The sequence below is a fragment of the Alkalihalophilus lindianensis genome, assembly GCF_032843265.1.
In the GTDB taxonomy this organism is placed as follows: Bacteria; Bacillota; Bacilli; order Bacillales; family Bacillaceae_D; genus Alkalihalophilus; species Alkalihalophilus lindianensis.
In genome coordinates, this window is the sequence record NZ_JAWJBA010000006.1 from 190214 (window position 1) to 211771 (window position 21558).

At 38.0% G+C, this 21558-nt stretch carries 23 protein-coding genes and 1 pseudogene; 13 read left to right on the plus strand and 11 right to left on the minus strand.

The genetic code is table 11. The annotated features are described in order from the left end of the window. Positions 1-28 precede the first annotated feature (28 nt). Positions 29-847: a YitT family protein gene (locus RYX56_RS17140; protein WP_317123264.1), complete on the minus strand. Its 819-nt coding sequence runs from the start codon at positions 845-847 to the stop codon at positions 29-31. Positions 848-1028: 181 nt separating this feature from the next. Between RYX56_RS17140 and RYX56_RS17145 the strand changes: the two genes are divergently transcribed. From RYX56_RS17145 to RYX56_RS17165, 5 genes are all read left to right on the plus strand, one after another. Next, positions 1029-2123, plus strand: coding sequence for a hypothetical protein (locus RYX56_RS17145; protein WP_317123265.1), 1095 nt, complete (start codon positions 1029-1031; stop codon positions 2121-2123). A gap of 1 nt (position 2124) precedes the next feature. Then, complete coding sequence (locus RYX56_RS17150) at positions 2125-2286, plus strand: hypothetical protein (protein ID WP_198530598.1); 162 nt, start codon at positions 2125-2127, stop codon at positions 2284-2286. A 338-nt stretch (positions 2287-2624) separates the two neighbouring features. Then, entirely contained in the window at positions 2625-2996 is a 372-nt protein-coding gene (locus tag RYX56_RS17155) for a hypothetical protein (protein ID WP_317123266.1), read from the plus strand. Positions 2997-3235: 239 nt separating this feature from the next. Next, complete coding sequence (locus tag RYX56_RS17160) at positions 3236-3703, plus strand: YsnF/AvaK domain-containing protein (protein ID WP_317123267.1); 468 nt, start codon at positions 3236-3238, stop codon at positions 3701-3703. A 109-nt stretch (positions 3704-3812) separates the two neighbouring features. Continuing rightward, the gene (locus RYX56_RS17165) at positions 3813-4313 is read left to right on the plus strand and encodes a YsnF/AvaK domain-containing protein (protein ID WP_317123268.1); all 501 of its coding nucleotides are present in this window, start codon (positions 3813-3815) and stop codon (positions 4311-4313) included. A gap of 45 nt (positions 4314-4358) precedes the next feature. Here the strand turns inward: RYX56_RS17165 and RYX56_RS17170 are convergent, their stop codons facing one another. The 6 genes from RYX56_RS17170 to RYX56_RS17195 all read right to left on the minus strand — a co-directional run bounded on the left by RYX56_RS17170 (position 4359) and on the right by RYX56_RS17195 (position 9224). Then, on the minus strand, positions 4359-4673 hold the full coding sequence (locus tag RYX56_RS17170; RefSeq protein ID WP_317123269.1) for a hypothetical protein: 315 nt from the start codon (positions 4671-4673) through the stop codon (positions 4359-4361). 6 nt (positions 4674-4679) lie between these two features. Further along, positions 4680-6281, minus strand: a complete 1602-nt coding sequence (locus RYX56_RS17175) for a DUF6792 domain-containing protein (protein ID WP_317123270.1) — start codon at positions 6279-6281, stop codon at positions 4680-4682. Between the two features lie 11 nt (positions 6282-6292). Beyond that, positions 6293-6883, minus strand: coding sequence for a YvcA-related protein (locus RYX56_RS17180; RefSeq protein ID WP_500660517.1), 591 nt, complete (start codon positions 6881-6883; stop codon positions 6293-6295). Positions 6884-7162: 279 nt separating this feature from the next. Then, positions 7163-7822, minus strand: a complete 660-nt coding sequence (locus RYX56_RS17185) for a YvcA-related protein (protein ID WP_317123272.1) — start codon at positions 7820-7822, stop codon at positions 7163-7165. 29 nt (positions 7823-7851) lie between these two features. Further along, on the minus strand, positions 7852-8526 hold the full coding sequence (locus RYX56_RS17190) for a YvcA-related protein (protein ID WP_317123273.1): 675 nt from the start codon (positions 8524-8526) through the stop codon (positions 7852-7854). A gap of 32 nt (positions 8527-8558) precedes the next feature. After that, on the minus strand, positions 8559-9224 hold the full coding sequence (locus RYX56_RS17195; RefSeq protein ID WP_317123274.1) for a YvcA-related protein: 666 nt from the start codon (positions 9222-9224) through the stop codon (positions 8559-8561). Between the two features lie 181 nt (positions 9225-9405). On the opposite strand from RYX56_RS17195, the gene RYX56_RS17200 reads away from it, so the two are divergent. The 7 genes from RYX56_RS17200 (at position 9406) to RYX56_RS17230 (ending at position 15686) form a co-directional block, all read left to right on the plus strand. Next, positions 9406-9801: an acyl-CoA thioesterase gene (locus RYX56_RS17200; protein WP_317123275.1), complete on the plus strand. Its 396-nt coding sequence runs from the start codon at positions 9406-9408 to the stop codon at positions 9799-9801. A 122-nt stretch (positions 9802-9923) separates the two neighbouring features. After that, positions 9924-11066 (plus strand): sensor histidine kinase, encoded by a 1143-nt coding sequence (locus RYX56_RS17205; RefSeq protein WP_317123276.1) that lies wholly within the window; start codon positions 9924-9926, stop codon positions 11064-11066. Continuing rightward, positions 11063-11695, plus strand: a complete 633-nt coding sequence (locus RYX56_RS17210) for a response regulator (protein WP_317123277.1) — start codon at positions 11063-11065, stop codon at positions 11693-11695. The genes RYX56_RS17205 and RYX56_RS17210 overlap by 4 nt, the downstream gene beginning before the upstream one ends. 113 nt (positions 11696-11808) lie before the next feature. Further along, positions 11809-12741, plus strand: a complete 933-nt coding sequence (locus tag RYX56_RS17215) for an ABC transporter ATP-binding protein (protein WP_317123278.1) — start codon at positions 11809-11811, stop codon at positions 12739-12741. 10 nt (positions 12742-12751) lie between these two features. Further along, positions 12752-14026, plus strand: coding sequence for an ABC transporter permease (locus RYX56_RS17220; RefSeq protein WP_317123279.1), 1275 nt, complete (start codon positions 12752-12754; stop codon positions 14024-14026). 2 nt (positions 14027-14028) lie between these two features. Continuing rightward, on the plus strand, positions 14029-15132 hold the full coding sequence (locus RYX56_RS17225; protein WP_317123280.1) for an ABC transporter permease: 1104 nt from the start codon (positions 14029-14031) through the stop codon (positions 15130-15132). 110 nt (positions 15133-15242) lie between these two features. Beyond that, positions 15243-15686, plus strand: a complete 444-nt coding sequence (locus RYX56_RS17230; RefSeq protein ID WP_317123281.1) for a HEAT repeat domain-containing protein — start codon at positions 15243-15245, stop codon at positions 15684-15686. A gap of 415 nt (positions 15687-16101) precedes the next feature. Here the strand turns inward: RYX56_RS17230 and RYX56_RS17235 are convergent, their stop codons facing one another. Together RYX56_RS17235 and RYX56_RS17240 are read right to left on the minus strand one after the other, a co-directional pair. Further along, positions 16102-16980: a DMT family transporter gene (locus RYX56_RS17235; protein WP_317123282.1), complete on the minus strand. Its 879-nt coding sequence runs from the start codon at positions 16978-16980 to the stop codon at positions 16102-16104. A 36-nt stretch (positions 16981-17016) separates the two neighbouring features. Next, positions 17017-18089 (minus strand): annotated as a pseudogene (locus tag RYX56_RS17240) (opine metallophore biosynthesis dehydrogenase). A gap of 457 nt (positions 18090-18546) precedes the next feature. Between RYX56_RS17240 and RYX56_RS17250 the strand changes: the two are divergent. Continuing rightward, a complete protein-coding gene (locus RYX56_RS17250) occupies positions 18547-18846 on the plus strand; it encodes a DUF4190 domain-containing protein (RefSeq protein ID WP_317123285.1) in 300 nt (99 codons plus the stop codon). A 192-nt stretch (positions 18847-19038) separates the two neighbouring features. Here RYX56_RS17250 and RYX56_RS17255 read toward each other — a convergent pair whose 3' ends face one another. Together RYX56_RS17255 and RYX56_RS17260 are read right to left on the minus strand one after the other, a co-directional pair. Continuing rightward, positions 19039-19761 carry a response regulator gene (locus tag RYX56_RS17255; RefSeq protein WP_317123286.1) on the minus strand — a complete coding sequence of 241 codons (723 nt, stop codon included), beginning with the start codon at positions 19759-19761 and terminating at the stop codon, positions 19039-19041. A gap of 28 nt (positions 19762-19789) precedes the next feature. Further along, the gene (locus tag RYX56_RS17260) at positions 19790-21382 is read right to left on the minus strand and encodes a sensor histidine kinase (RefSeq protein ID WP_317123287.1); all 1593 of its coding nucleotides are present in this window, start codon (positions 21380-21382) and stop codon (positions 19790-19792) included. Between the last annotated feature and the right edge of the window lie 176 nt (positions 21383-21558).

Below are 21558 nucleotides of genomic sequence, written 5' to 3' on the forward strand. Positions count from 1 at the left end.
TTGTTAAAAAAAGGGGAGCGATTCGTCGCTACCCCCGTCTGAAATTCCCTAAGACCTCCATCGTCTCGTTAATGCTGACAAAAGCATTCGGGTCGACTTCTTTAATTATCGGTTTGATGATCGCTAATTCATAACGAGAGATGACGGTGTATAGCACCTGAAGCTTGGCCTTAGAATAAGCTCCTTCACCATCAATGACTGTAATCCCGCGATATAAATTTTCTAGCATCGCATTCTTTAACTCGTCTTTACGACTAGTGACAACAACAAGGCTCAATTTGATATGACGTGTATGGATGCGATCAATGACTAACCCAGTAATGTAAATCGAAGCCATTGTATAAAGGGCCAAGTCCCATGCAAATATAAAGCCTGAAATAAACACGACCACACTGTTTAAGGCAAAAATAAGGGTACCTAGTGGGACATCCCGTTTTTTTGTGAGGATAAGCCCGATCACATCAAAGCCACCTGTAGACCCATAAAAACGAATGATAAATCCAATCGCAGCCCCTGCAATCACGCCTCCAAATACGGAAGATAATAAGGCGTCATCTGTCACTTGAACGATTGGAATATACAACATGGCGATCGAAGTCACCATTACAGAAAATACACTATTGCCGATAAAGGTTTTTCCAAGTCCAAGCCAACCTAAAATAAAGATCGGGATGTTCAGTACAAAAATCCAAATCCCAGCGTTCACGGGGGTTAATAAGCCAAATACCATGGCAAGTCCTGTTACGCCACCCGTTAATACTTCGTGTGGCAGTAAGAATAAGTTAAAGGCAAACCCCAGAACAATAGAAGCAACAAAAATTCCGATCAATCGATATACATTGCTCATTATGACACTCCTTACTTAAATCAATTCTTCCACCTGTTTACCCGAAAATACAATGAAAGAAAAGTAATATTTCTGTTTGTAATAAAGAGGGAGGGACAAAAGTAGTAAATGTGTTCCCAATACCCTCATATCAGAAGTCTAATGGTATAATTTACAAAAGCAGTAATGGGAAGGGGTTAAGATGGCAGAAAAGAAAACGAGGCAGAGACTAACCATACTTTCAAAAGAATTAAATAACTTACTAAATAAACTCCATGAACAATCAAAAACACATAAACCATTAACGTCTGCTCTTCTATTGAAAAATGCCCTTATCTTCTTAGTAAGAAAAGCACAGACATTCCTTTCATTACAAGGGCTCTTCAACGTTCTACTGATCATCATTCCTAGCTATATCATCCATGAAACCACCACCGCGTTTGAGCAGATTCTTGCATTACCACTCAGTTCACTCAGCTTATTACTAGGAATAGGATTGGTCCTTCTTTTCTTATACATTCGAACGCTTGTGTTAAATGAGATGAGTAGGATCGGCAGTGACCTGTTTCACATCGAAGTCTATGAAAAGCGAATGAAAGCCGAATACAACTCGTTAATTTCGTTAGCGCAGGAGAAGGATTTTATCGAACTACTTAAAGAAGAAGTGTTCCTAGAATTAGAGCAGAGAGTGGACAATGGCAGCATCAATGAGCTTGAAGAATGCAGAGCCCTATTGAAGCAATTAGAGCTAGACATTGGCAAAAAAGATGACGCCATTGAATCGTTGCTCGTTCAGCTAGAAGAAACAGAAGAATCGGCTGAATTATTTAAAGAAAAATACGATCTCTTAATTGAATTTATCTACCAGCTCAAGTCTAAATTGAATTTGCTTGTCACCGATCAATTTAATTTGGATAACATCGATTTTGGCACGAGCTATTCGCTTTATCAGGTTGATGAGGACCAATTAGTTTTTATTGATTCGTATGGAATCAATAAAGCAGAGTTAGACGTTTTTATTCCGATTAGTGAGGGTAAAAATAAGTATGTAAGGTCAATTGATAAGACGCAAAAAGACCCGCTTATTTTGCCAGACTTCATCTCCTGGAAGAGAATTCTGCAAGATGGATCTGAATGGATTATTTCCCTCCACCTTGACCATTCGAATCGAAGCAAGTTGAATGTCGAGGATGAAACTGGTAAGCTAAACTTAACAATAACGCAAGAACTTCTATGGATTTGCTGCGAACTCCTTAACAAGTTTGCGACGTATCCAAAAAAGAAAGGGGAGCATTAAAATGAGACAAGCCTCACAAGTAAAACCTTACTCAAAACAACTCTCCGATCATTATCTAAATAAGCGCAAATTAAAAAATAAACGGGTGCGCGAAGAAGCGTTAAAAGCCCTCCAAAACGATCATCGTCTAACTAAAAAGAACCTAGAAAAAGCTGGCACATAAGTGTCAGCTTTTATTTGTTTAGTGCTTTATTTGCTTTTTCTTTTGCTTCTTCATTTCGGCGTTTTACATCATTCATCATTTGGTCCATTTGCTTGGATGACTCTGATTTACTCACGTTCATACCCTCCTACACCTGCTTTTGTCACCATTGTTTCCTAGATAGATTGGATGTATACAGGTAAAGTGGGGGTGAGTGAGTATTTTGATTAGCTAATTTAAGGTCATGTAACTATAAGAAATATTACATAATTTCCTTAGAGTAACTAACAGAATGAACCGGATATGTATAGTAGAATAATTTATGTTTGATTGATTATATGATAAAAAGGAGTAAGAAAATGAAAAAAATGATCGTTTTACTGTGTATGTTAGGAATGGTATTGGTAAGTTGTTCAAATGAGGAAGGAAGCGATGAACCGGAATTGAATCAAGAAACAACAAATGTTGAGAAAGCAGCAAGTGATGAATCAGAGGAGACAAATGAGTCCTCTTTAATGGAGTATATAGAATATGATATAGTGGCAGAGCATATTGATCTGGATACCTATTCACCAAGAATAGAAACAGATAATCATGGAAGTCGAGTTATTTTGTATATAGACGATCAAGGGAGCGAGCAATATAAAAGTGTATATATTAAAGAAATTTCACGTCTAGAAATTATTGAGTTTAATGAGAATGGAATGATCTTTGAAGGCACGGTTAATTAGGGTACATCAAGTCCTGTAGGTTATTAATGAGAATCAGCGGGAGTGGAAACCCTGTTTTTTTTTTTTGAGGATATAACAAATTCGTTTCGATTATTCCTTAAGTTTCTTCTAGTTTAAACTGAAATGATCTTTATAAACCAACAGTCCACGGTACTTTTTTCCAAGCATAGTTCTCTTTATCAAGGCCATAATAGTATGTGTACGTTTGCTACACACACTTTTTAGGGGAGGTTTTCTACATGGGCTTTTTTGATTTATTTGCAGAGGAAGAACCGAATAAGGAAAAACAAAAAGAAGTTCGTAAAGAAGGCCAAGATACAGAATTTGCTAATGAAGCACATTTAGATCTACGTCAAGAAGAGTTGGATATTCATAAACAACGTGTCGAAACGGGCGATGTCGAGCTTCACAAGGAAATTGTGGAGGAAGAAAAGGAAGTAAATGTTCCGGTTGCACACGATCAAGTGATTATTGAAAGAAAAGCAGTTGACCGTGAACCATCAGAAGAACCTATTTCAACAGAAGAGACAGTTCACATTCCTGTTACAGCTGAAAAAGTGGATGTAGAGAAGCATACGGTTGTTACAGGAGAAGTGACAGCTCATAAACGTTCAGTTGAGGAAACCCAACAAGTTCATGACGTGCTTCATAAAGAAGTGGCAGATGTTGAAGGCCATGGAGATGCAGAGATTATTAATGAGGATTAATTAGTCATTCTCACTCCTCCCTACTTAGCTTTTGTTAAGTAGGGATTTTTTTCATATTTATTCCTTCAATAGCTCAAACTAATCAAAACATATCAAGGAGGAGTGTTAGGTGGGAAAGTTTATCTTAATTGGGGCAGTCATAGGAAGTCTAGTGGGTATGCTCATGAATATCACTATGGCAACGGGAATCATAGTTGGTGCCATTATTGGGGGGATCATTGGTACTTGGACTAAAAAGAATCAATCATCAGAAGCGAGTAACAATCACGAAACCATGCAGCTTCGAGAAGAAGAACTCGATATCAAAAAAGAACGTGTGCAAACGGGTGAAGTAAAGATCCATAAAGAAGTAGTGGAAGATCAAAAAACAATTACTATTCCGGTCAGACGTGAAGAGATGGTAATAGAAGCTGGAAGTGAGGAAGAGCTTCGAATCCCTCTTAAGGAAGAGGAAATAGACATTAGCAAACACCCTGTTCAACTGAATGAAGTGATAGTTAAGAAGCATCAAGTCGAGGACGTGCAGCACATAAAAGAAAATTTGAAAAAAGAAACGGTAGTTGTGGAATCAGAAGGACAAGCGGAAGTTGTGGAGGAAGAGAAGCAGTGAAAGAAAAGGAATCTCCATGCATAGAGGTTCCTTTTCTTTATTTTGTCACCCATACGTGTAATAAACAGAGTATCTCCGCTTATGCGCATCTTGATAGAAGCGTTGCGACCTTATTTGAAATTCTGGTACAGAGAACAAAAGATGCTCGTGATTAGTAGAAGTAGAAATACGTTCATATTGATTTGAAAAGGATAGGAGTGAGTCGATGTAGTCACCAGATTGCGATTCGATTAGTTGTTTGGCTTGATAAATAGTATGATTTGCTTCTTCATTCCGCTCAATTATCTTTTTGAAGCGATTCGCCTGGTCGTCGACAAGGGGACTTGAATGGTTCGTAAATGTATGAGTACGGCGAAACATATGGACTCACCTCGCATGGATTCCGATTGAACTGGCAATCGATTGGTCTGTATCAAACATTTCATTGTACGTCGCCTGAAACGACGATAAGAAGGTTTCTAAGTGATTAATCTCATTTTCAACTTGCACAATCACGTCGTTAATAGGGTTTGTCATCGACTCATCAATCGGTTCAAAATAACGATCAAACTCCACACGTTCAACCGTTCTAAATTCAGAAAGACTTCCACCGAGCACTCCTCCAGAATAGCTTCTTTTGGGAGTAGAGACCAATGAACCTGGAGAAGCTTCTAAAGCCTGCATTTTCGTTTGCAAATCTCGTTTTACGCTATCATATAAGTCATCTAACTCTTGATGGATAAAGGCTCTAAGATCTTGAAGGATCTGATATTTTTGCTCAATAGCATGTTCATATCGTAAACTAAATTCCTTCAAGTCACTTTTGTTTAACATCACATACTTACCAGAGATCGCGTCTTGTACTTGGAATAAGGTTAGCTTCTCGTGCATTTGAGCATTGTAGTAATCAATGAGGGTTGATAAGCTGTGATTGTGAACAAGGTCGAAATTAGACCACACGTCATAGGCTTGATACCAAGTGCCTGGACTCTGTAACACACTAGAAGCTCTATTCTTTAATTCATGTGCTCTAACAAATAGCGCAAATCGTCCTTCTGGTCTTTTAGCTGATTGAGAAAGTACCTCTTTCCAGTTGGTCATTGTATACTGAACACCCTCCATCCCAACACGTTGATCCGTCTCTCGTATCATCCAAAAGAGAGCGCTCACGTTTGATTCATAACGTAGCTTATCTAAGTAATGGATAGGGGAATATTTAGCGAGATGCGTCAATGGGTATTCACCTATATTGGGGAAATCCATGATATCCAAATCACCTACATAATGAATCTGCTGGCCAATATATAATTTCCCAGGAAAGCTTTGCGCATAGAGAGGATCCCCCTTAACACGCGTATGGCTAATGACCTTGGATTGCTCTTTATAAAAATCCCGAGCAAGAGCAATGATTGTTTCTTCTTTGATGTTGTGGGGGGCGACTTCGCCTGTATGAACTCTTAGAAATTCTGCGAAATCTAAATCGTATCTTCCCATCTGGTATACATTAATGGGAGCATCATTTAATCCTCTTGCATCAGAGAAGGCCTTCGTTTTTAATGCTAAACTTGTTACGAGGTGACCACCTAATGAGTGCCCATCTCCGTACAAGTTTTGACCACCTTTTGGCACTTGAACTTGTACGGTATCAAAAAATTCTTCTGCATCTATAATTTGCTCGTTGTTAGAAGCTGTAGCTATACCTGTAGCATTATAATATATATCTTCAAATTTAGCTGTGCCACGGAAAATATAATAGACCTCATTAATATTTTCTTCTTTGTTATAAAGGTGAATAGCAGACCCATCAAAGCCGGACTCATTCCCTATGCCCATTTCATTACTGTGATAAATCTTTAAGTTTACTTCATTTAAATCGAAATCCATCTGCTCTTTAATAATGGATTTCACATCGTCAACAGTGAACCCATCAGTATACTGCAATTCAGTCAAATAGTTTCTCGTTTGATTATCAATAATTGGTTTGCTCATCACAGATCCTCTTAATCCAAGAATTTTATACTCTTCATTAGATTTAAAGCAAGTTCATATTGTTGTGCGGGGTTTAATTCACAGCCAAGCTCTTCTTTATAACAAACCGTAGAATAAACGAATTCTACCGAACGATTAGCTTTTGGGTCAAGTACAAGTCCAAAAAAGCGATTTGCGTCAAATTTACTTGGATCTTTTTTATCTCCACTTGGATCACTAGAATCCCAAAAGGATGAACCGTGATAAATGAGAGTTTCATTTGTTTCAAGCTCTTCGTATTGATTTTGATATGAGTGGCTTTCAAGCATAATATTTAGACGTGTCCTAGATAAATCTGCTTCGGACTCTCTAAACATAACTCGGAACTCATAACTGATTCCATCATTAGTTTCATCATAAATTAAAGCGCTCCAAATTTCGAAGCCATTCCCTCGTCTCCCATAATACTCCGGAGGGTCACTTATCATCTGAAATTGGTCTGGAAACAACATCCTGTATTGTCCGGTCTTCGATTCAAATAAATGAAACTCATCCTCGACCCATTCTTCTGCAATGAACTCTTTTGTAAAGGAATCATTTAAGGCAGTCGCTTCTCCATTCATTGCTTTCACTACAAAAAAACCTCCCAACGCGAGTAGGAATATCAAGCTGATTATAACGATTCTCTTCTTCAATTCCATCACACCTAGTCTTTAAAATCTTAACAGAACAAATAATATCTTTTTTAATTTACCATAAAATCACAATTGATATAATAGATAGGAATATTTATAGAATAAAATGGAGAATTTGAACTAAAGAATAGAAGGGAGGGGGAAGTTTATCTAGTTAAATAGTTACAGGTGATTAGAGAATTAAATTGTATTACGTACCTTCATTCACTAAAGAAATTCAATACTCTTCATTAATTTCAAAGCAAATTCGTAATGATCTTCAGGGTTTAATGCACACCCAAGTTCTTCTTTAAAGCAATTGGTTGAGTAAAAGAATTCTACGCTTCTATTAGAATGTTGATCCAGTACAAGTCCAAAGAATCGGTTCGCTTTGTGTTCCTTTGAGTCTTTAGTTGTTGCTGTAATACCATTTAAAGATGAATGAGACAGCCCATGGTAAATGGTTGTATCATCAAGTTTCATTTCCTTGTGTTGATTTTCATAAGCATAATTAGTTAACATGAGGCTCAGAATGTTATCAGATAAGTCAGCTTCCTCATTTATAAACCTTATCTTCATACGATAACTGATACCATCTTGTGTGTCCTCATAAATTTGAGCAGCCCACTCTTCAAACCCATCACCCTGCCTCCCATAAAACTCCGGAGGGTCACTTATCATCTGAAATTGGTCTGGAAACAACATCCTGTATTGTCCGGTCTTCGATTCAAATAAATGAAACTCATCCTCGACCCATTCTTCTGCAATGAATTCCTTTGTGAAGGAATCATTTAACGCAGTTGCGTCTCCACTCATCGTTCTAACTATAATAAGTCCAACTAAGGTGATTAGGATAACCAAACTGACAATGAGCGTTCTTTTCTTCAATCTCATCACACCTAATCTCTAATATGTATTTATTGTTTATCCAAGAATTCAACACTTTTCATTAGCTTTAAAGCAAATGAAAAGTGTTGTTCACTGTTGAATTCACAGCCAAGTTCTTCTTTATAACAAATGGTTGTATAGACTAATTTTATGGTGCGATTTGAATGCTGATCCCGTATTAGTCCGAAGAAGGTATTGGCATCATTTTTATTTGGGCTATTAATAACACCTCTTGTTTCACGAGCAGCCCAATGAGAAGAACCGAAGAAGATAATCTTATTATTTAACTTGATTTCTTCATATTGTCCTTGAAAAGAGTGGTCATCTAGCATCCTATTTAAATCAGTTTTAAAATGATCAACTTCATTTTCTCTGAATCTTAGCGTTAAATAATAACTGATTCCATCCTTGGAATCACTAAAGATTTGAGCAGCCCAATGTTCATAATAATCTCCTTGTCTCCCATAAAACTCCGGAGGCTTACTTATCATCTGAAATTGGTCTGGAAATAACATCCTGTATTGTCCGGTCTTCGATTCAAATAAATGAAACTCATCCTCGACCCATTCTTCTGCAATGAACTCCTTTGTAAAGGAATCATTTAATGCAGTTGCATCTCCACTCATCGTTCTAACTATAATAAGTCCAACTAAGGTTAAGGTGACTAGGATTACCAAACTGACAATAAGCGTACTTTTCTTCAATCTCATCCCGCCTGATCACTAATATATGTTTATTATTCATCCATAAATTCAACACTTTTCATAACCTTTAAAGCAAATTCATACTCTCCCTGAGTATTTATTTCGCATCCCCGTTCTATTTCAATACAATCTAGTGAATAATATATCTCTACCGTTTTCTTTGAATGTTCATTACTTATTAATCCAAAGAAGGTATTGGCTTGGTTAAGGTTGGGGTCCTGTATGGTTGCTTTAGGACCTTCAAAGATCAAAGAGGAGGAACCGTGATAAATAGTTTTATTGATTAAATTAATTGTTTCATACTGGTCATTGTAAGCATGGTTGTTTAACATAGAATGTAATTGATTTTCTGTTAAATCCGCTTTTTCATCTTTAAAAGTTACCTTAAATGAATAGGCTATTCCTTTGCTGTTATCATTTAAAATTTGACCAACCCAGTGCTCATAAGAATCCCCCAGTCTCCCATAAAACTCCGGAGGCTCACTTATCATCTGAAATTGATCTGGAAACAGCATTGTGTATTGTCCAGTCTTCGATTCAAATAAGTGAAAACCATCTTCGACCCATTCTTCTGCAATGAATTCCTTTGTGAAGGAATCATTTAACGCAGTGGCTTCTTTATTCATTGCTTTCACTACAAAAAAAGCTGCCAACCCGAGTAGGAATATCAAGCTAATTATAATCAATCTTTTCTTCAATCTCATCACACCTAATCTTCTAAACGTCTATCCCACTAAATAGATTTTAGTTAAATTTACCATATAATCTCTCGTCTTATAATAGAAAACAGCTATTTTAATGGTTTTAGGAGGGATTCGGCTTAAAAGGAAGAATTCTTTAGTAAAAGAATGCAGAGTTATAAGAGGGTTGGTGAATGGGATGTATCAAACAACAATTGTACCGCGTGTCTCAGAGACGGATGGGGCGGGGCATATTAATAATACGACTGTACCCGTTTGGCTAGAGGCGGGGCGCCATGAGCTGTTCAAGTTATTTACACCTGATCTATCCTTTGAACATTGGAAAATGATCATTGTCAAAACGACGCTCGAATATGTGAGTCAGATTTATTATGGTCGGGACGTGGAAGTGAAGACATGGGTAAAGCGAATTGGAAACAAAAGCTTGGAGCTCTATGAGGAAATCCATCAAGATGGTGAGGTATGTGCGAAAAATGAAGCGGTCTATGTGAATTTCAATCTCGAAACCCAGCAGTCAGAAGAGATACCAGATGAGATCAAAGAAGAGCTAAAACAACATTTTTATGAAAAGTAGTAGGTAGCAAGCAGGGAGTTTCCTGTTTGCTTCTTTTGTTCTAGAGGCTAATTTGCTATGATAGACTGATTAAAAAAGTCATTTTTGGTATGTAGATAAATAGTAGTGAAAGGGTGGAGAGTATGCAATTGTATTGGGTTTGGCTCGGGCTTCTTGGTGGGGCTTGGTTTTTTGCTCTCCATCATCTAGCTGCACCGAGTGATGAGATGCCGTTGCGGATATTAGGCAGTGCCGTTTTTTTTGCTTTGCTTTTTGTTTCTACCCTTTTTAAAAAGAATCAGCTTTATTTTATGCTGATCCTAAGTGGAGTAGCCATTGTTGCGATGCTTGTTTTATGGCCGCAGCAAGAGGGAGCTGCGAATCCTTATACGTTGCTGATTTTTTCATTGCTTGCAGGGAAAGCGCTGCTCCATCTTTCTCCTTGGTTTGCTAGTGGATTTGGTCTTCTTTTATTTGTAGCTTCCCTTACCCCGCAGTTCTTTGGGTATTCTATTTTTCCTCCTGTATTTTTAGCTCTCTATACTCTCAGCTTTAGCTTTGCTTTTATTGCGTTTTGGAAATTGTATCGTGATAACAGAGAATTCACTGATAGAAATGAGGCGCTTATCAGTGAATATCGCAAATTAAAGCGACGTATTGCAGCAGATGAAAAGCACGCTAGGCAGGAAGAACGAACTCAAATTGCTAGAGATATCCATGATTCAGTCGGTCATAAGCTCACAGCTCTTTTGATGCAGCTAGAAGTTTCAAGATTGCAAGCTGATGAACCCACTGCTTCTCAGCTGCAAAAGCTAAAAGAATTAGCTAGTGAAAGTTTAGAAGAGACAAGAAGTGCGGTTAAAACATTAAAGCAAGATGAGGTCGGAGGGTTGGCAGCGATTATTAACTTGATTCGCAAGTTAGAAGCTGAAAATTTTCTCCGCATTCAATTTTCCCTTAAGCCTGGTGCTCTTACTGTACCGCTTCGGAATGAACAAATGATAGCTGTCTACCGTGCGGTTCAAGAAGCGCTGACCAACATGATGCGGCACAGTCAAGGACGAGAAGTAACGATTATGTTTGAAGCACCTGCAGGAGAGGTGTTTCGATTTGAAGTCATAAATCCAATTAAAAATGAAATACCCTATACAGAAGGTTTTGGACTTCAAGCTATGCGGGAGAGAATCGAGCGCTGTGGCGGACAACTTGAGGTATATCAGTCGTCAAGTCAATTTGTTGTACGTGGAACCTTGCCAATACAGGATATAGAGGAGGGAGAAACATGATTCGGATTTTACTAGCAGAGGATCAGGGAATGGTTCGTGAAGGTTTGAAAATGATGATTGAAACAGATCAAGAGTTACGTGTGACTGGAGAGGCAAGTAACGGTAAAGAAGCAGTCACACTGTGTGAGACGCATCATTTTGATTTAATCATCTTAGATATTCGCATGCCTGTTATGGACGGGTTGGAAGCAGCTCGGATTATCCACACACGCTGGCCAGAGAGAAAAGTCCTGATACTCACCACATTTAATGATGATGAATATGCCCTTGAAGCACTACGAAATGGAGCGAGGGGCTACATGTTAAAGAATGCTGAACCAAAAGAGTTGATCCGGTCTATCCGTATCTGTTTAGCTGGTGGTTTATCTTTAGAAGAACATGTTGCCGCAAAAGTACTTCCAAGGCTGATGAAACAGTCAGATCAGGTTGAAGTGGATCCTGCGATTACACCTAGAGAGTTAGCGATTATGCGGCTCATTGGCGAAGGACGTAGCAATAAAGAAATAGCCTTGGAGCTTGCTTTATCAGTTGGAACGGTCAAAAATCATATCAGTGTCATTTTAGATAAATTGGATTTACGAGACCGGACTCAGCTCGCTATCTATGCGATCAGACATAATGTCGTGTAACAAAAGTGACTTGAGTCATGAATTCATACATAAGTGATGACGGAAGACAGTGGGGGCACTGTCTTTTTCTTTATATACTTTTCCTATCAGAGACGAATAAGGAGGAATTGTTCATGCTTGAAACAGAAGCATTAAAAAAAGTATTTAACGGCAAGCCGGCAGTGGATGAGGTGAGCTTGTATTTAGATAAAGGCGAGTCTGTTGGATTACTTGGTCCAAATGGAGCTGGTAAATCGACGACAATTTCGATGATTTCTACATTGATTAAACCGACTTCTGGAGATGTATTTTTACGAGGAATGAGTGTCAAAAAAGATCCTGTGAGAATGAGGAAGGTCCTTGGAATTGTTCCACAGGAAATTGCCTTGTACACAGAGCTGACGGCCTATGAAAATTTGAAGTTTTTCGGAAGGATTTACGGGTTGCGTGGAAAGAAATTAGAAAAACGTATTCAGGAAGTACTTGAGATTGTCGGGCTAGATGGCAGACAAAAAGAGATTGTCAGCACCTATTCAGGGGGCATGCAGCGACGAATTAATATGGCCGCTGCCATGTTACATGAGCCAGAAATCTTAATTATGGATGAACCGACGGTAGGAATTGACCCACAATCGAGAAGTCATATACTAGAAACCGTTCGTCGCCTCAATCAAGAAAAAGGGTTAACGGTTCTCTACACAAGCCATTATATGGAGGAAGTTGAGCGGCTCTGTGATCGTGTCTACATTATGGATCATGGTCGTGTGATTGCTTCTGGTACAAAAGATGAATTGAAAAGCATCTTATCAGGAGAGGAAACGATTGTGATTGAATTAGATCGGCCTTATCCAGGTTTTATAGGAGATTTGAAGACACACCCAGGAATTCGACAAACGATCGAAACAGAAAAGGGATTAAAACTAATTGTTCCTAAAGGAAGCAGATTGTTGGCAAGTGTTTTTCAAACAGCCGAACGTCATCAAGCTCATATCTTAAATGTGAACGTGCAAATCCCTACTTTAGAAGACGTCTTTTTACATTTAACTGGACGCAAGCTGAGAGATTAGGGGGGATATAATGGGTACATTTTTGAAAAAAGACATCCTTGTTCTTATACGCGATAAAAGCGAATTAATCGTTCTGCTTTTAATGCCGCTTATTTTATTATCCATCCTTGGATTTGCATTAAAAGGATTACTTGGGGGAGATACTGAGGCATTAAATATGACGGTTGCACTCGTTCAACAGGATGATGAACAGCAAGGCATAACAGAATTTATTGAGGAGCTTGAAGAAAGTGCCATCCCAGAAGAAGTCATAGAAGGCTTGATTGAAACCGCAAATGAGTATAGTCCCTTGCAATTACTCCACCAAACTTTAGGAGCTGAGGGCATTGAACAAATGATCGAGGTCAAAGAAGTAGATGAGCAAACAGCGAACGAAGAGCTACAAGAAGGGAATGTAGCAGCAGTTCTTATTGTCCCAGAAAACTTTACGTATCAATCCCTTCAAAAGATGCTCCTCAATCAAGGTGCCGGCAGCGAGCTATCGGTTATCGTTGACGATTATTCCTTGCAGGCAAATGTCTTTCAAAATGTCATCGATCGCTTTGTAGATACGTTAAATTTTGAGGTGGCACTATCCCTTGCAGCAGGCGATGAGGGACCAATTGAGGCTCCAACGATTGATAGAAGCGATGTGGGTGGAATTGAAACGATCTCTACAAACGAGCCAATCACCTCTTTTCAATATTACACGATCGGGATGGCTGTGATGTTTGTCTTATTTGTAAGTTCAACGATCTCAAGTAAGGCTCATGTGGAAAAAAAGCAGCACGTCTTTAACCGCATTATCCTAACAGGGACACGGCCATTGCATTATTTAAGTGGGAAATTTCTATCTGCTACGGTGATTGCGTTTATTCAATTAGTTATTTTGTTTAGTTTATCCTCACTCCTTTTTCAGCCATTTCCATTAGCATCTCTTACTTTTTGGTTAGGGATGGCAACCATCTCACTTGCATTATCTTTATGTGTGGGAGGATTTGCAGCATTGTTGACGGCGCTAACCGTTAGATGGGAAACAGACACGGTTTCGCATACCTTCGCAGGTGGAATTGTGACCATCCTAGCATTTGCTGGAGGGAGCTTCTTTCCTACGACGGCCATGCCAGACATGATAAAAGAGTTGGGGAATTGGACACCAAATGGAGCTGCCTTAACAGCATACCTTCAATGGATGCAAGGGTTTGGAGTGGAAGGGTTAACCCCTCTCTTACTAAGAATCATTGGAATGACGGTTGTATTATTGATTCTTAGTCTGCTAGCATTCCCGAAACGGAGGTCGATTTAAAGATGAAATCTGTCTTTTTATTACAATGGCAAAGATTTAGGCGCTCTCCAGTTCTGGTCCTCTCCTTCTTTGTGTTAACGATAATTTTTGTAGCCGTGTTAGCAGGGTTTGGTGGAGAGAGTCAGATGAAGGTATCGACCTTTACAGATGATACATTAAGTGAGGAAGATCGAAACACTTGGATCAATCTATTAAATGAATCCGATGCCTATGAGTTTGTCTTAATGGAGGAGGAAGAGGCAAAACAATCTGTGGCATTAGGAGATAAAAGCTTAGCCTTACAATTACTAGAAGATGACTACCGAATACTTGTGGCAGCTGAGGAGCCGAGTCGACTTTTTATCGAAGCGTATGTTCATCAAGTTTATATGGAAGAGTTGCAATTAAAGCAAATAGAACCATATGTAGAAAGCGATGCGTTTCGGACAGAGGTAAATGACTTCATGAATGAGCCGGTTCTCAGTGTTATGACGTCTTCTCTAGAAGGAAGTACAGGGTCATTTGAATACAATGAGCAATTACATGTGTTATTTGGGATGACATTATTCTTTGCGATCTACACGGTTATGTTCAGTTTAATGAATGTAGCAGAGGAAAAGCGATTAGGCACATGGGAGCGTATGGTTATCTCCCCCCTTAGAAAGTGGCAAATGTACATGGGACATCTATTGTACTGTTTTATAGTAGGTTACTTGCAAATTTTACTCATCTTTCTTTTGTTTCAGTATGCCTTTGGTTTTGATTTAGGAGAGCGGCTAGGAACGGTTTTGATCATTATTGGTTGCTACGCTTTTACTATTGTAGCTGTAGGAATTCTTCTGTTGGGGTTAGTAAGAACGAGCCAGCAACTTCAAGCGATCATCCCTATTGTTGCATCGGCTATGGCCATGCTTGGAGGAGCATTTTGGCCGATTGAAACGGTTACCAATGACATCTTATTGACGCTGTCAAAAGGAATGCCAATCTTATATGGATTAGAAGCTCTAAAAGGAGCCACTATATATGATCGTGGTTTCCTAAGCTTAATGGAACCACTTTCGATCCTGTTATTAATAGGCGTGCTTTGTATGGGAGTTGGGATGAACTTGATGGAGAGACGCGGGTAATCAAACAAGCGAAAACCAAATTTAACGTATGTAAATCTCCTAATCGTGCTACAATGGTTTGTAACACATTTTTTACTAATAAGGTTCGACCATAAAGGAGATTGGATAGCTTGAGTAATCATAAAGTAAAAACAGAAGTACCTGAGAATTTAAATGAATTAAAGAAATCGGTAAATAGAACAGCGAACTGGAGAGAGCGTCTAGATGCTGTAGAAGAGTTAGGCCAATATAAAAGCAGAGAGACGATCGAATTATTGAACCATGCCATGAAAGGTGATTCGGTGTATCTTGTGCAAGAAGCAGCCTATCGTCAGCTTAAGGGACTTGGTGAAAATGTAACAATGCCTCCTCGCAAGGATGAGGACGCAGTCAAGGGCACTAAGAAGATCTTTATTCGTATCAAGAAAAGCTTACCAAAGGATCACTCTTATGCTGATTTCAAAGAGAAATTGAAGAAAATGAGAGTTGACGTCTATGATACGTACGAAGGCGACAAAGGTTCTGACTTTGATAAATGGCTAGAAGAAACATGGGCAGAACTACCTAGTAGATAATGAAACTAAATAGTTTGACGTGGACCCCTGTGATGGTGCAGGGGTTTTTAGTGCTAAGGGATTCATTAACACTCATTCCCACCTTCTTATTGATATATCATATAATGGTAAAGAGGTGAGGAAGTTCCTTAAGATAATTTTGAGGGTGTTGGGTAAGGAGACTTTTGAGGTATCGGTGTTGAAGAGAAGGCTTGGATGGTAAGTTAATAAGCTTAAAAAAGAGGAATTCTATGGTACACACGCCTTTACTATTCACGCTAAACCTTAAAACGATTACAGTAAAATAAAATATCGACAGGCGATTGCCCTTTTAAAATAATTTAGAAGGAGGTCCTTCCTTGCATAGGAAGACCTCTTTTAAATATTTTGGTGAATTAAATTTGACCCAATCAATTAAACTTAGATATCATTCTTCTTATGAAATCCCTTTTTTCAGAGGAGGTTGATGCATCGATACTGCTTCATGTTTACGCCGTGAAAGGAAAATTGATCCCGCTATAATCAGCGCACCTCCTAGAATGGAAATAAACGTTAGCGTCTCTCCCCAAATAAGGAATCCCCACATCACATTAAAGAAAATCCCTATATATCGGACTACCTCTACAACCATAACATTCTCATGAGTGAAAGCACTAGTTAAGACGATTTGGCCAATTAATGATACAATCCCAATACACAGTAAGTAGATCCAACCCATAAGTGTGGGGATCACGAATTCATGCCACATAAGCGGAATTGATATAAGCGTCCCTGTAGCAAGAAAATAAAATACAATTTCATATTTATGATGTGACTTGCTCAAAAAACGAATACTTGTGGCAGCCCCCGCAGCTAATAATGCACTAAGCACACCTACAAGCGCATAGACTGTATAGGAGTCATAACTGAAAGGATTGATTAAGAACATTGCCCCCAAGACAAAGAGTGGAAGAACAATGATAATACGTTTATTGATTTTTTCCTTCAAAAAAACAGCAGATAGTAAAATGGCAAAGAAGGGTGAAAGATGAGCAAGAATACTAGCGTCACCTAATGGGATATGGGCAATCGTATAAAAATAGGCAAGCAAATATAAAGCCCCTAACATCCCCCTTACGACTAACATCGGAACACCTTTCCTTGAAAAAGATACAGCTGCCTTTTTCATTAAAAACAATATAATAATCGTGCCTATTACACTACGAAAAAACACAATTTCAGACACCGGAATTGTCTCACTAGCTGCCTTTACGAAGACATTCATTACACTAAAAATAAAAGCTGATGCAACAGCAAGGATTACACCATTTTTCACTACATAACCTCCTACATTGAGTTAAAGACATTCATTTTATGTTTGTATAGGTTGGGTGTGATTTAGTATAGTTGTCAAATCACGGTCTAATTGCTTTTGAAAAACATCCATATCAAAATGTAATCGATGCTTTTCGCTAAATAAGGAAACAACCTCTTCAAAGTTTTCTACTAATTCATTAACTACGGGAAGTTCTTGATTGACTCGATATGCTAACTCTGACATTAGCTTTAGTTTCTTGTAATCTTCTAATGGTACACGAGGAATTTCCCATCTACCTTCTACACGTTTCACTCTTTCTAGAGGAACGCGTGAGAATTCGAAATACCTTCCTTCTTGATCAGGTTTTGAAAATGGATCAATCAGTAGCGCCGTATACCTCACATATAAAAGGTATTCCTGCTTGATACGATCTACATTCATAAAATCCTCTATGCTTGTTCTTGATAGCATTTCTTCTGGAACCGGATAATTGTCGTCATTTAGAAATTTCAATAAGTTAAAACGCTTGATGTCAAATGATTGTAAGAAACCTGTAATCTCTTTCCACACTGATAATAGATTACTCATCACCATAGGTGTAATCGGTCCTTCAGGATAGAGCTTGTACATGCTTTTCTGGGGGCCTTCTCCAAAGAAAATATCTGTTAAAGCGATCTTATTTAAAAAGAGGGGTGGATGAACATACGTCGTGATGCTTCTCCCCTCAGCAGCTAACGCACTAGGCAAGATTGTGCATATAACCCCTATCTCCTTGATCACTTCCTTCAAATAGGAACAAGCTGATGAAGCTTCTTTCGTTGAGCCAATAAAGATTCGTTTTTTAATGGCTTTTGTCACGCAAATTTTCGTTTTACGATCATTTCCCTTCCATTTCGTCGCAGCAAAATAAGTAGATAGACTGATTATCTCTACATCTTTATTTAGTAGTCCTTTGATTAATAAATTGGCTCCAATGCTTGGTGACATGAGCACAATCGTTTTTCTCGGGACAAAATCTCTTTATTTAGCTCTTCTGTAACTGTTAAGTAGGCATCACTTGGTGTGCAGTAAAAAACAGTATCCCATCGTTGATTAACCTCTTCTAAATGAAGATAAAAATCGGTCAACTTAACCTCCCCAATAACTCATAGCAAGTTGACTTCTCCTTAGAAAGAATAATCAGCTCTTTGATTTCAAACTCTAATGATTTTAACCCGATTATAAAGCTATACTTCTCTTTTTCATTCAAAGCCTCCACCTCACTTCACTCTTTATCTTATTACAAATCGTAATTATTACGATTTAAATCGTATACCAAATCGTCTGCTTCTGTAAACATGTACATTGACCCCTATTTTAAAATGAATTTGTTGACTCGTATCATTTCTAGTCCATTATCATCTATTTTATTCAAGCCATATCCAAAGCATAAAAGATTCATTATAAAGAGAAAAAGAGTAGGGTTTAACATATAACTTCCTATTCATTCCTACTTCTTACTGGTATATCATAAAATTATAAAGAAGGTAGTAAGAAGGGTTTTACATAAACACTCAATTGCATGTGGATAGTAGGAGGGGTGACATGGAGGAAGAGATAACGAGTAGAGGAAGAAATAGTAGAGCAATTGTTTCTATTATATGTGGACTAGTATCCATTGTAAGTTTAATCGTGTATCCATTAGTAGTGCCGGTGTTTAGCTTAGTTGGAATCGTTTTTGGAATTGTCGGGTTAGTAGAAATGAGCCGCACTGGGGAAAAAGGAAAAGTGATGGCAATAGCCGGTATTATCATAAGTGCGGTCGTTTGGTTATTGTTGATTGGATTTATAATAGAGACTATCGTTAAGGTCATCATGTGGATGTTGGGTAAGGGGACTATTTGACTTGAAAAAAAGAGATGATCCCTACTCAAGCCTTGCTATAAGTAGGGCTGAACCTAGCAATCGGCCCCTTTGCTTAAAAAAGCTATTCTTATTTTGCAAACAATTTATGATAAAGACCCTCCATATATAGTGTGGGCAGGATGGGTCTCTTTTTCTTATGAATTTTGCTCAGCATTGTAGAGCCATTACTAACTACTCTTTGTTTCTACGATACGTATATTTCCTCTCTGGTCGACCAACTGTCCCGTGTTGAATGGAGATCTCAACTACTCCTTCACTAGCTAGGTACTCTAAGTATCGTCTTGCGGTTGAATGACTCATCTTAAGAGATTGAGAAAATTCATTTGCATTAAAGCTCGTTGTTGTTGAACTCAGTTGATCCTTTATCCGAGTAAGGGTGAATTTATCAATCCCTTTAGGGAGGTCAGTTTGATTCTCCATCTTTAGTGGAGTACGTTTATTTTCTCTTGAATAAAAGAGCGAATCGACGTCGGATTGTTTGATTAGCTCGGTTTGATTAAGTGTTTTAGTGGTGTGTTCATAGTGCTTTAAGGTATCTAAGAATTTGTTCATCATCACAGGCTTGATAATGTAACTAAAGGCTCCGCCCCGTATGGCTTCTCTTACCGTTTCAGCCTCATTCGATGCGGTAATAAGGATGATATCAGTCGTACGATAAAGCTTTCGAATATGCCAAAGTAATTCAATGCCGTGTGTATCAGGTAAGTAGATATCTAGTAAAATCAATTGAGGTTTGTATTGATCAAGTACATTCTTCGCTTGTTCTCCTGTATTCGCAATATATGTCACTTTAAAGTTATCAAGTTTTCCAATGAACTCCGCATATATATTAGCCGCAAGTTCATCATCTTCAATGATCATGACTTCAATATGATTGGAATGAATCGCTCCCATGTATATCCACCTCTCATGTTGTATGCTATTAGTCTAGTAAAGGCTTTTTTGGAATGGTAAGAGTAATGCTAGCCCCACCTAAATCGCTTTTTGAAATGAAAAGTTGACCATCTAATGAAGTGAGTGTATTCTTCACAATCGATAATCCAATTCCATTATTTAATGATGCTTTAGTAGTATAACCTTCCACAAAGATTAGCTCTTCTTCCTCTTTAGAAATTCCTTTTCCGTTATCTTCAATATCAAAGACAATGTCTGGTCCTAAGTCGGTAAAAGAAATCATCACTTTTGCTTCTTCACCTTTTTCTCTCACAGCTGCTTCCATCGCATTATCAATTAAGTTACTGATGATTGTCATGACATCTTGTTCATTGATACTTTCAGGGAAAATGTCTAATTCACTATTCTCATCAATAATGAAATCGACCTTGAGCTCTGAAGCGCGACTTTTCTTTCCAAGCAGGCAGGCAGCAATGAGTGGGTTTTTAACGGAGTACATTAAAAAGTTTGTGAACTCTTGTCGTTGCTCGACTTCTTGTGAAATTAATTGTAGTGCTTGATCATTTTTACGAAGTCTAATTAAGCCATAAATCGTATTTAATTTATTTTGGTATTCGTGATTTTGAGCTCGCATGTTATCTGTAAACGTCTTAATTTTCGTGACTTCACCAATTAAATCTTTTAATTCTGAGTAAGGGTGGAAAATGAACACAACTCCAATTAATTTTTCCTCTTGATTAATAGGAGAGCAATTCATAATGTAGACTTGATCGTCAATTAAGATTTTAAGATTATTTTCATGAAAAGCATGTTCTTTAATGAGGTTCAGGCAATGAATCAATCTAGGGATCTTTAATTGATCATCAATCTTTATATCTTCAAAAAAATGAATGTCCCTCGCTTTCTTATTGACTGAAACAATTTGTCCATCTACATCTACTGCGATTAAAGGATCATTGATCGACTCTAGAATGGCCTCCTTTTCCTTAAATAGATAGGAAATCTCTGCTGGTTCTAATCCAAAAATCATCCTTCTTACACTACTAGAGATCAAAAAGGCTCCAATCAGTCCCAATAAGAAAATCAACAAGTAATAAGGGAGCGTGGCATTGTTGAAACTATTAATTTTACTTTGGAGGTCATCGTAGTAGAATCCAACTGTTGAAACACCGATAATATTTCGATTCCGGTCATAAATAGGGGTCTTAGCAATGGTTGCAGCACCTTCATATCCTTCTCCTTGGAAGATGACTGAGATTTCCTCTTGAATAATATCTTCAGAATTAAAATCCATTCTCTTACCGATCTCACTTGGCTTATGATGAGAGTATTGGATATTGTCTAAGCTTGTTACAATGATATAACTTGCTTCTGTTACTTGCCTCGTACTCTCAGCAATTGGTTGAATATATAAATGAGGTTCTTCCTCATAAAAGGCTCTAACGATTTCTGGGTCACTAGCGATTAATTTAGCAACAATCATAGCGCTTTCACCATAATGTTCATTAACTGCTGAGTTGAATCGTTCTGTAATGCTGAGTTTAGCTAGTGTTAAACTTAGACCGACAAGGATGGTCACAAGCAGAACAATTTTCCATACCAAACGTACCTTTTTCAACATGTTAATACACTCCATCACCATAACTGATATCATTCATTCTACCATTATAAATCATAAGATTAATGATAATTGTCAAAAAAATCAAAAGACAATAAAATAACTTACATAAAATGTAAAAACAGAAAAAATCATATTTATTGGCAGAAATGAAAAAAATAAGATAAATGTTCATAATA

Excerpts from the sequence above, each read along its gene's own strand:
- RYX56_RS17170 (WP_317123269.1), bottom strand. The coding sequence starts at position 4,673 with ATGTTTCGCCGTACTCATACATTTACGAACCATTCAAGTCCCCTTGTC.
- RYX56_RS17200 (WP_317123275.1), top strand. The coding sequence starts at position 9,406 with ATGTATCAAACAACAATTGTACCGCGTGTCTCAGAGACGGATGGGGCG.
- RYX56_RS17215 (WP_317123278.1), top strand. The coding sequence starts at position 11,809 with ATGCTTGAAACAGAAGCATTAAAAAAAGTATTTAACGGCAAGCCGGCA.
- RYX56_RS17205 (WP_317123276.1), top strand. The coding sequence starts at position 9,924 with ATGCAATTGTATTGGGTTTGGCTCGGGCTTCTTGGTGGGGCTTGGTTT.
- RYX56_RS17255 (WP_317123286.1), bottom strand. The coding sequence starts at position 19,761 with ATGGGAGCGATTCATTCCAATCATATTGAAGTCATGATCATTGAAGAT.
- RYX56_RS17160 (WP_317123267.1), top strand. The coding sequence starts at position 3,236 with ATGGGCTTTTTTGATTTATTTGCAGAGGAAGAACCGAATAAGGAAAAA.
- RYX56_RS17220 (WP_317123279.1), top strand. The coding sequence starts at position 12,752 with ATGGGTACATTTTTGAAAAAAGACATCCTTGTTCTTATACGCGATAAA.
- RYX56_RS17260 (WP_317123287.1), bottom strand. The coding sequence starts at position 21,382 with ATGTTGAAAAAGGTACGTTTGGTATGGAAAATTGTTCTGCTTGTGACC.
- RYX56_RS17155 (WP_317123266.1), top strand. The coding sequence starts at position 2,625 with ATGAAAAAAATGATCGTTTTACTGTGTATGTTAGGAATGGTATTGGTA.
- RYX56_RS17150 (WP_198530598.1), top strand. The coding sequence starts at position 2,125 with ATGAGACAAGCCTCACAAGTAAAACCTTACTCAAAACAACTCTCCGAT.
- RYX56_RS17175 (WP_317123270.1), bottom strand. The coding sequence starts at position 6,281 with ATGAGCAAACCAATTATTGATAATCAAACGAGAAACTATTTGACTGAA.
- RYX56_RS17140 (WP_317123264.1), bottom strand. The coding sequence starts at position 847 with ATGAGCAATGTATATCGATTGATCGGAATTTTTGTTGCTTCTATTGTT.
- RYX56_RS17210 (WP_317123277.1), top strand. The coding sequence starts at position 11,063 with ATGATTCGGATTTTACTAGCAGAGGATCAGGGAATGGTTCGTGAAGGT.
- RYX56_RS17145 (WP_317123265.1), top strand. The coding sequence starts at position 1,029 with ATGGCAGAAAAGAAAACGAGGCAGAGACTAACCATACTTTCAAAAGAA.
- RYX56_RS17180 (WP_500660517.1), bottom strand. The coding sequence starts at position 6,883 with ATGAATGGAGAAGCGACTGCCTTAAATGATTCCTTTACAAAAGAGTTC.
- RYX56_RS17250 (WP_317123285.1), top strand. The coding sequence starts at position 18,547 with ATGGAGGAAGAGATAACGAGTAGAGGAAGAAATAGTAGAGCAATTGTT.
- RYX56_RS17225 (WP_317123280.1), top strand. The coding sequence starts at position 14,029 with ATGAAATCTGTCTTTTTATTACAATGGCAAAGATTTAGGCGCTCTCCA.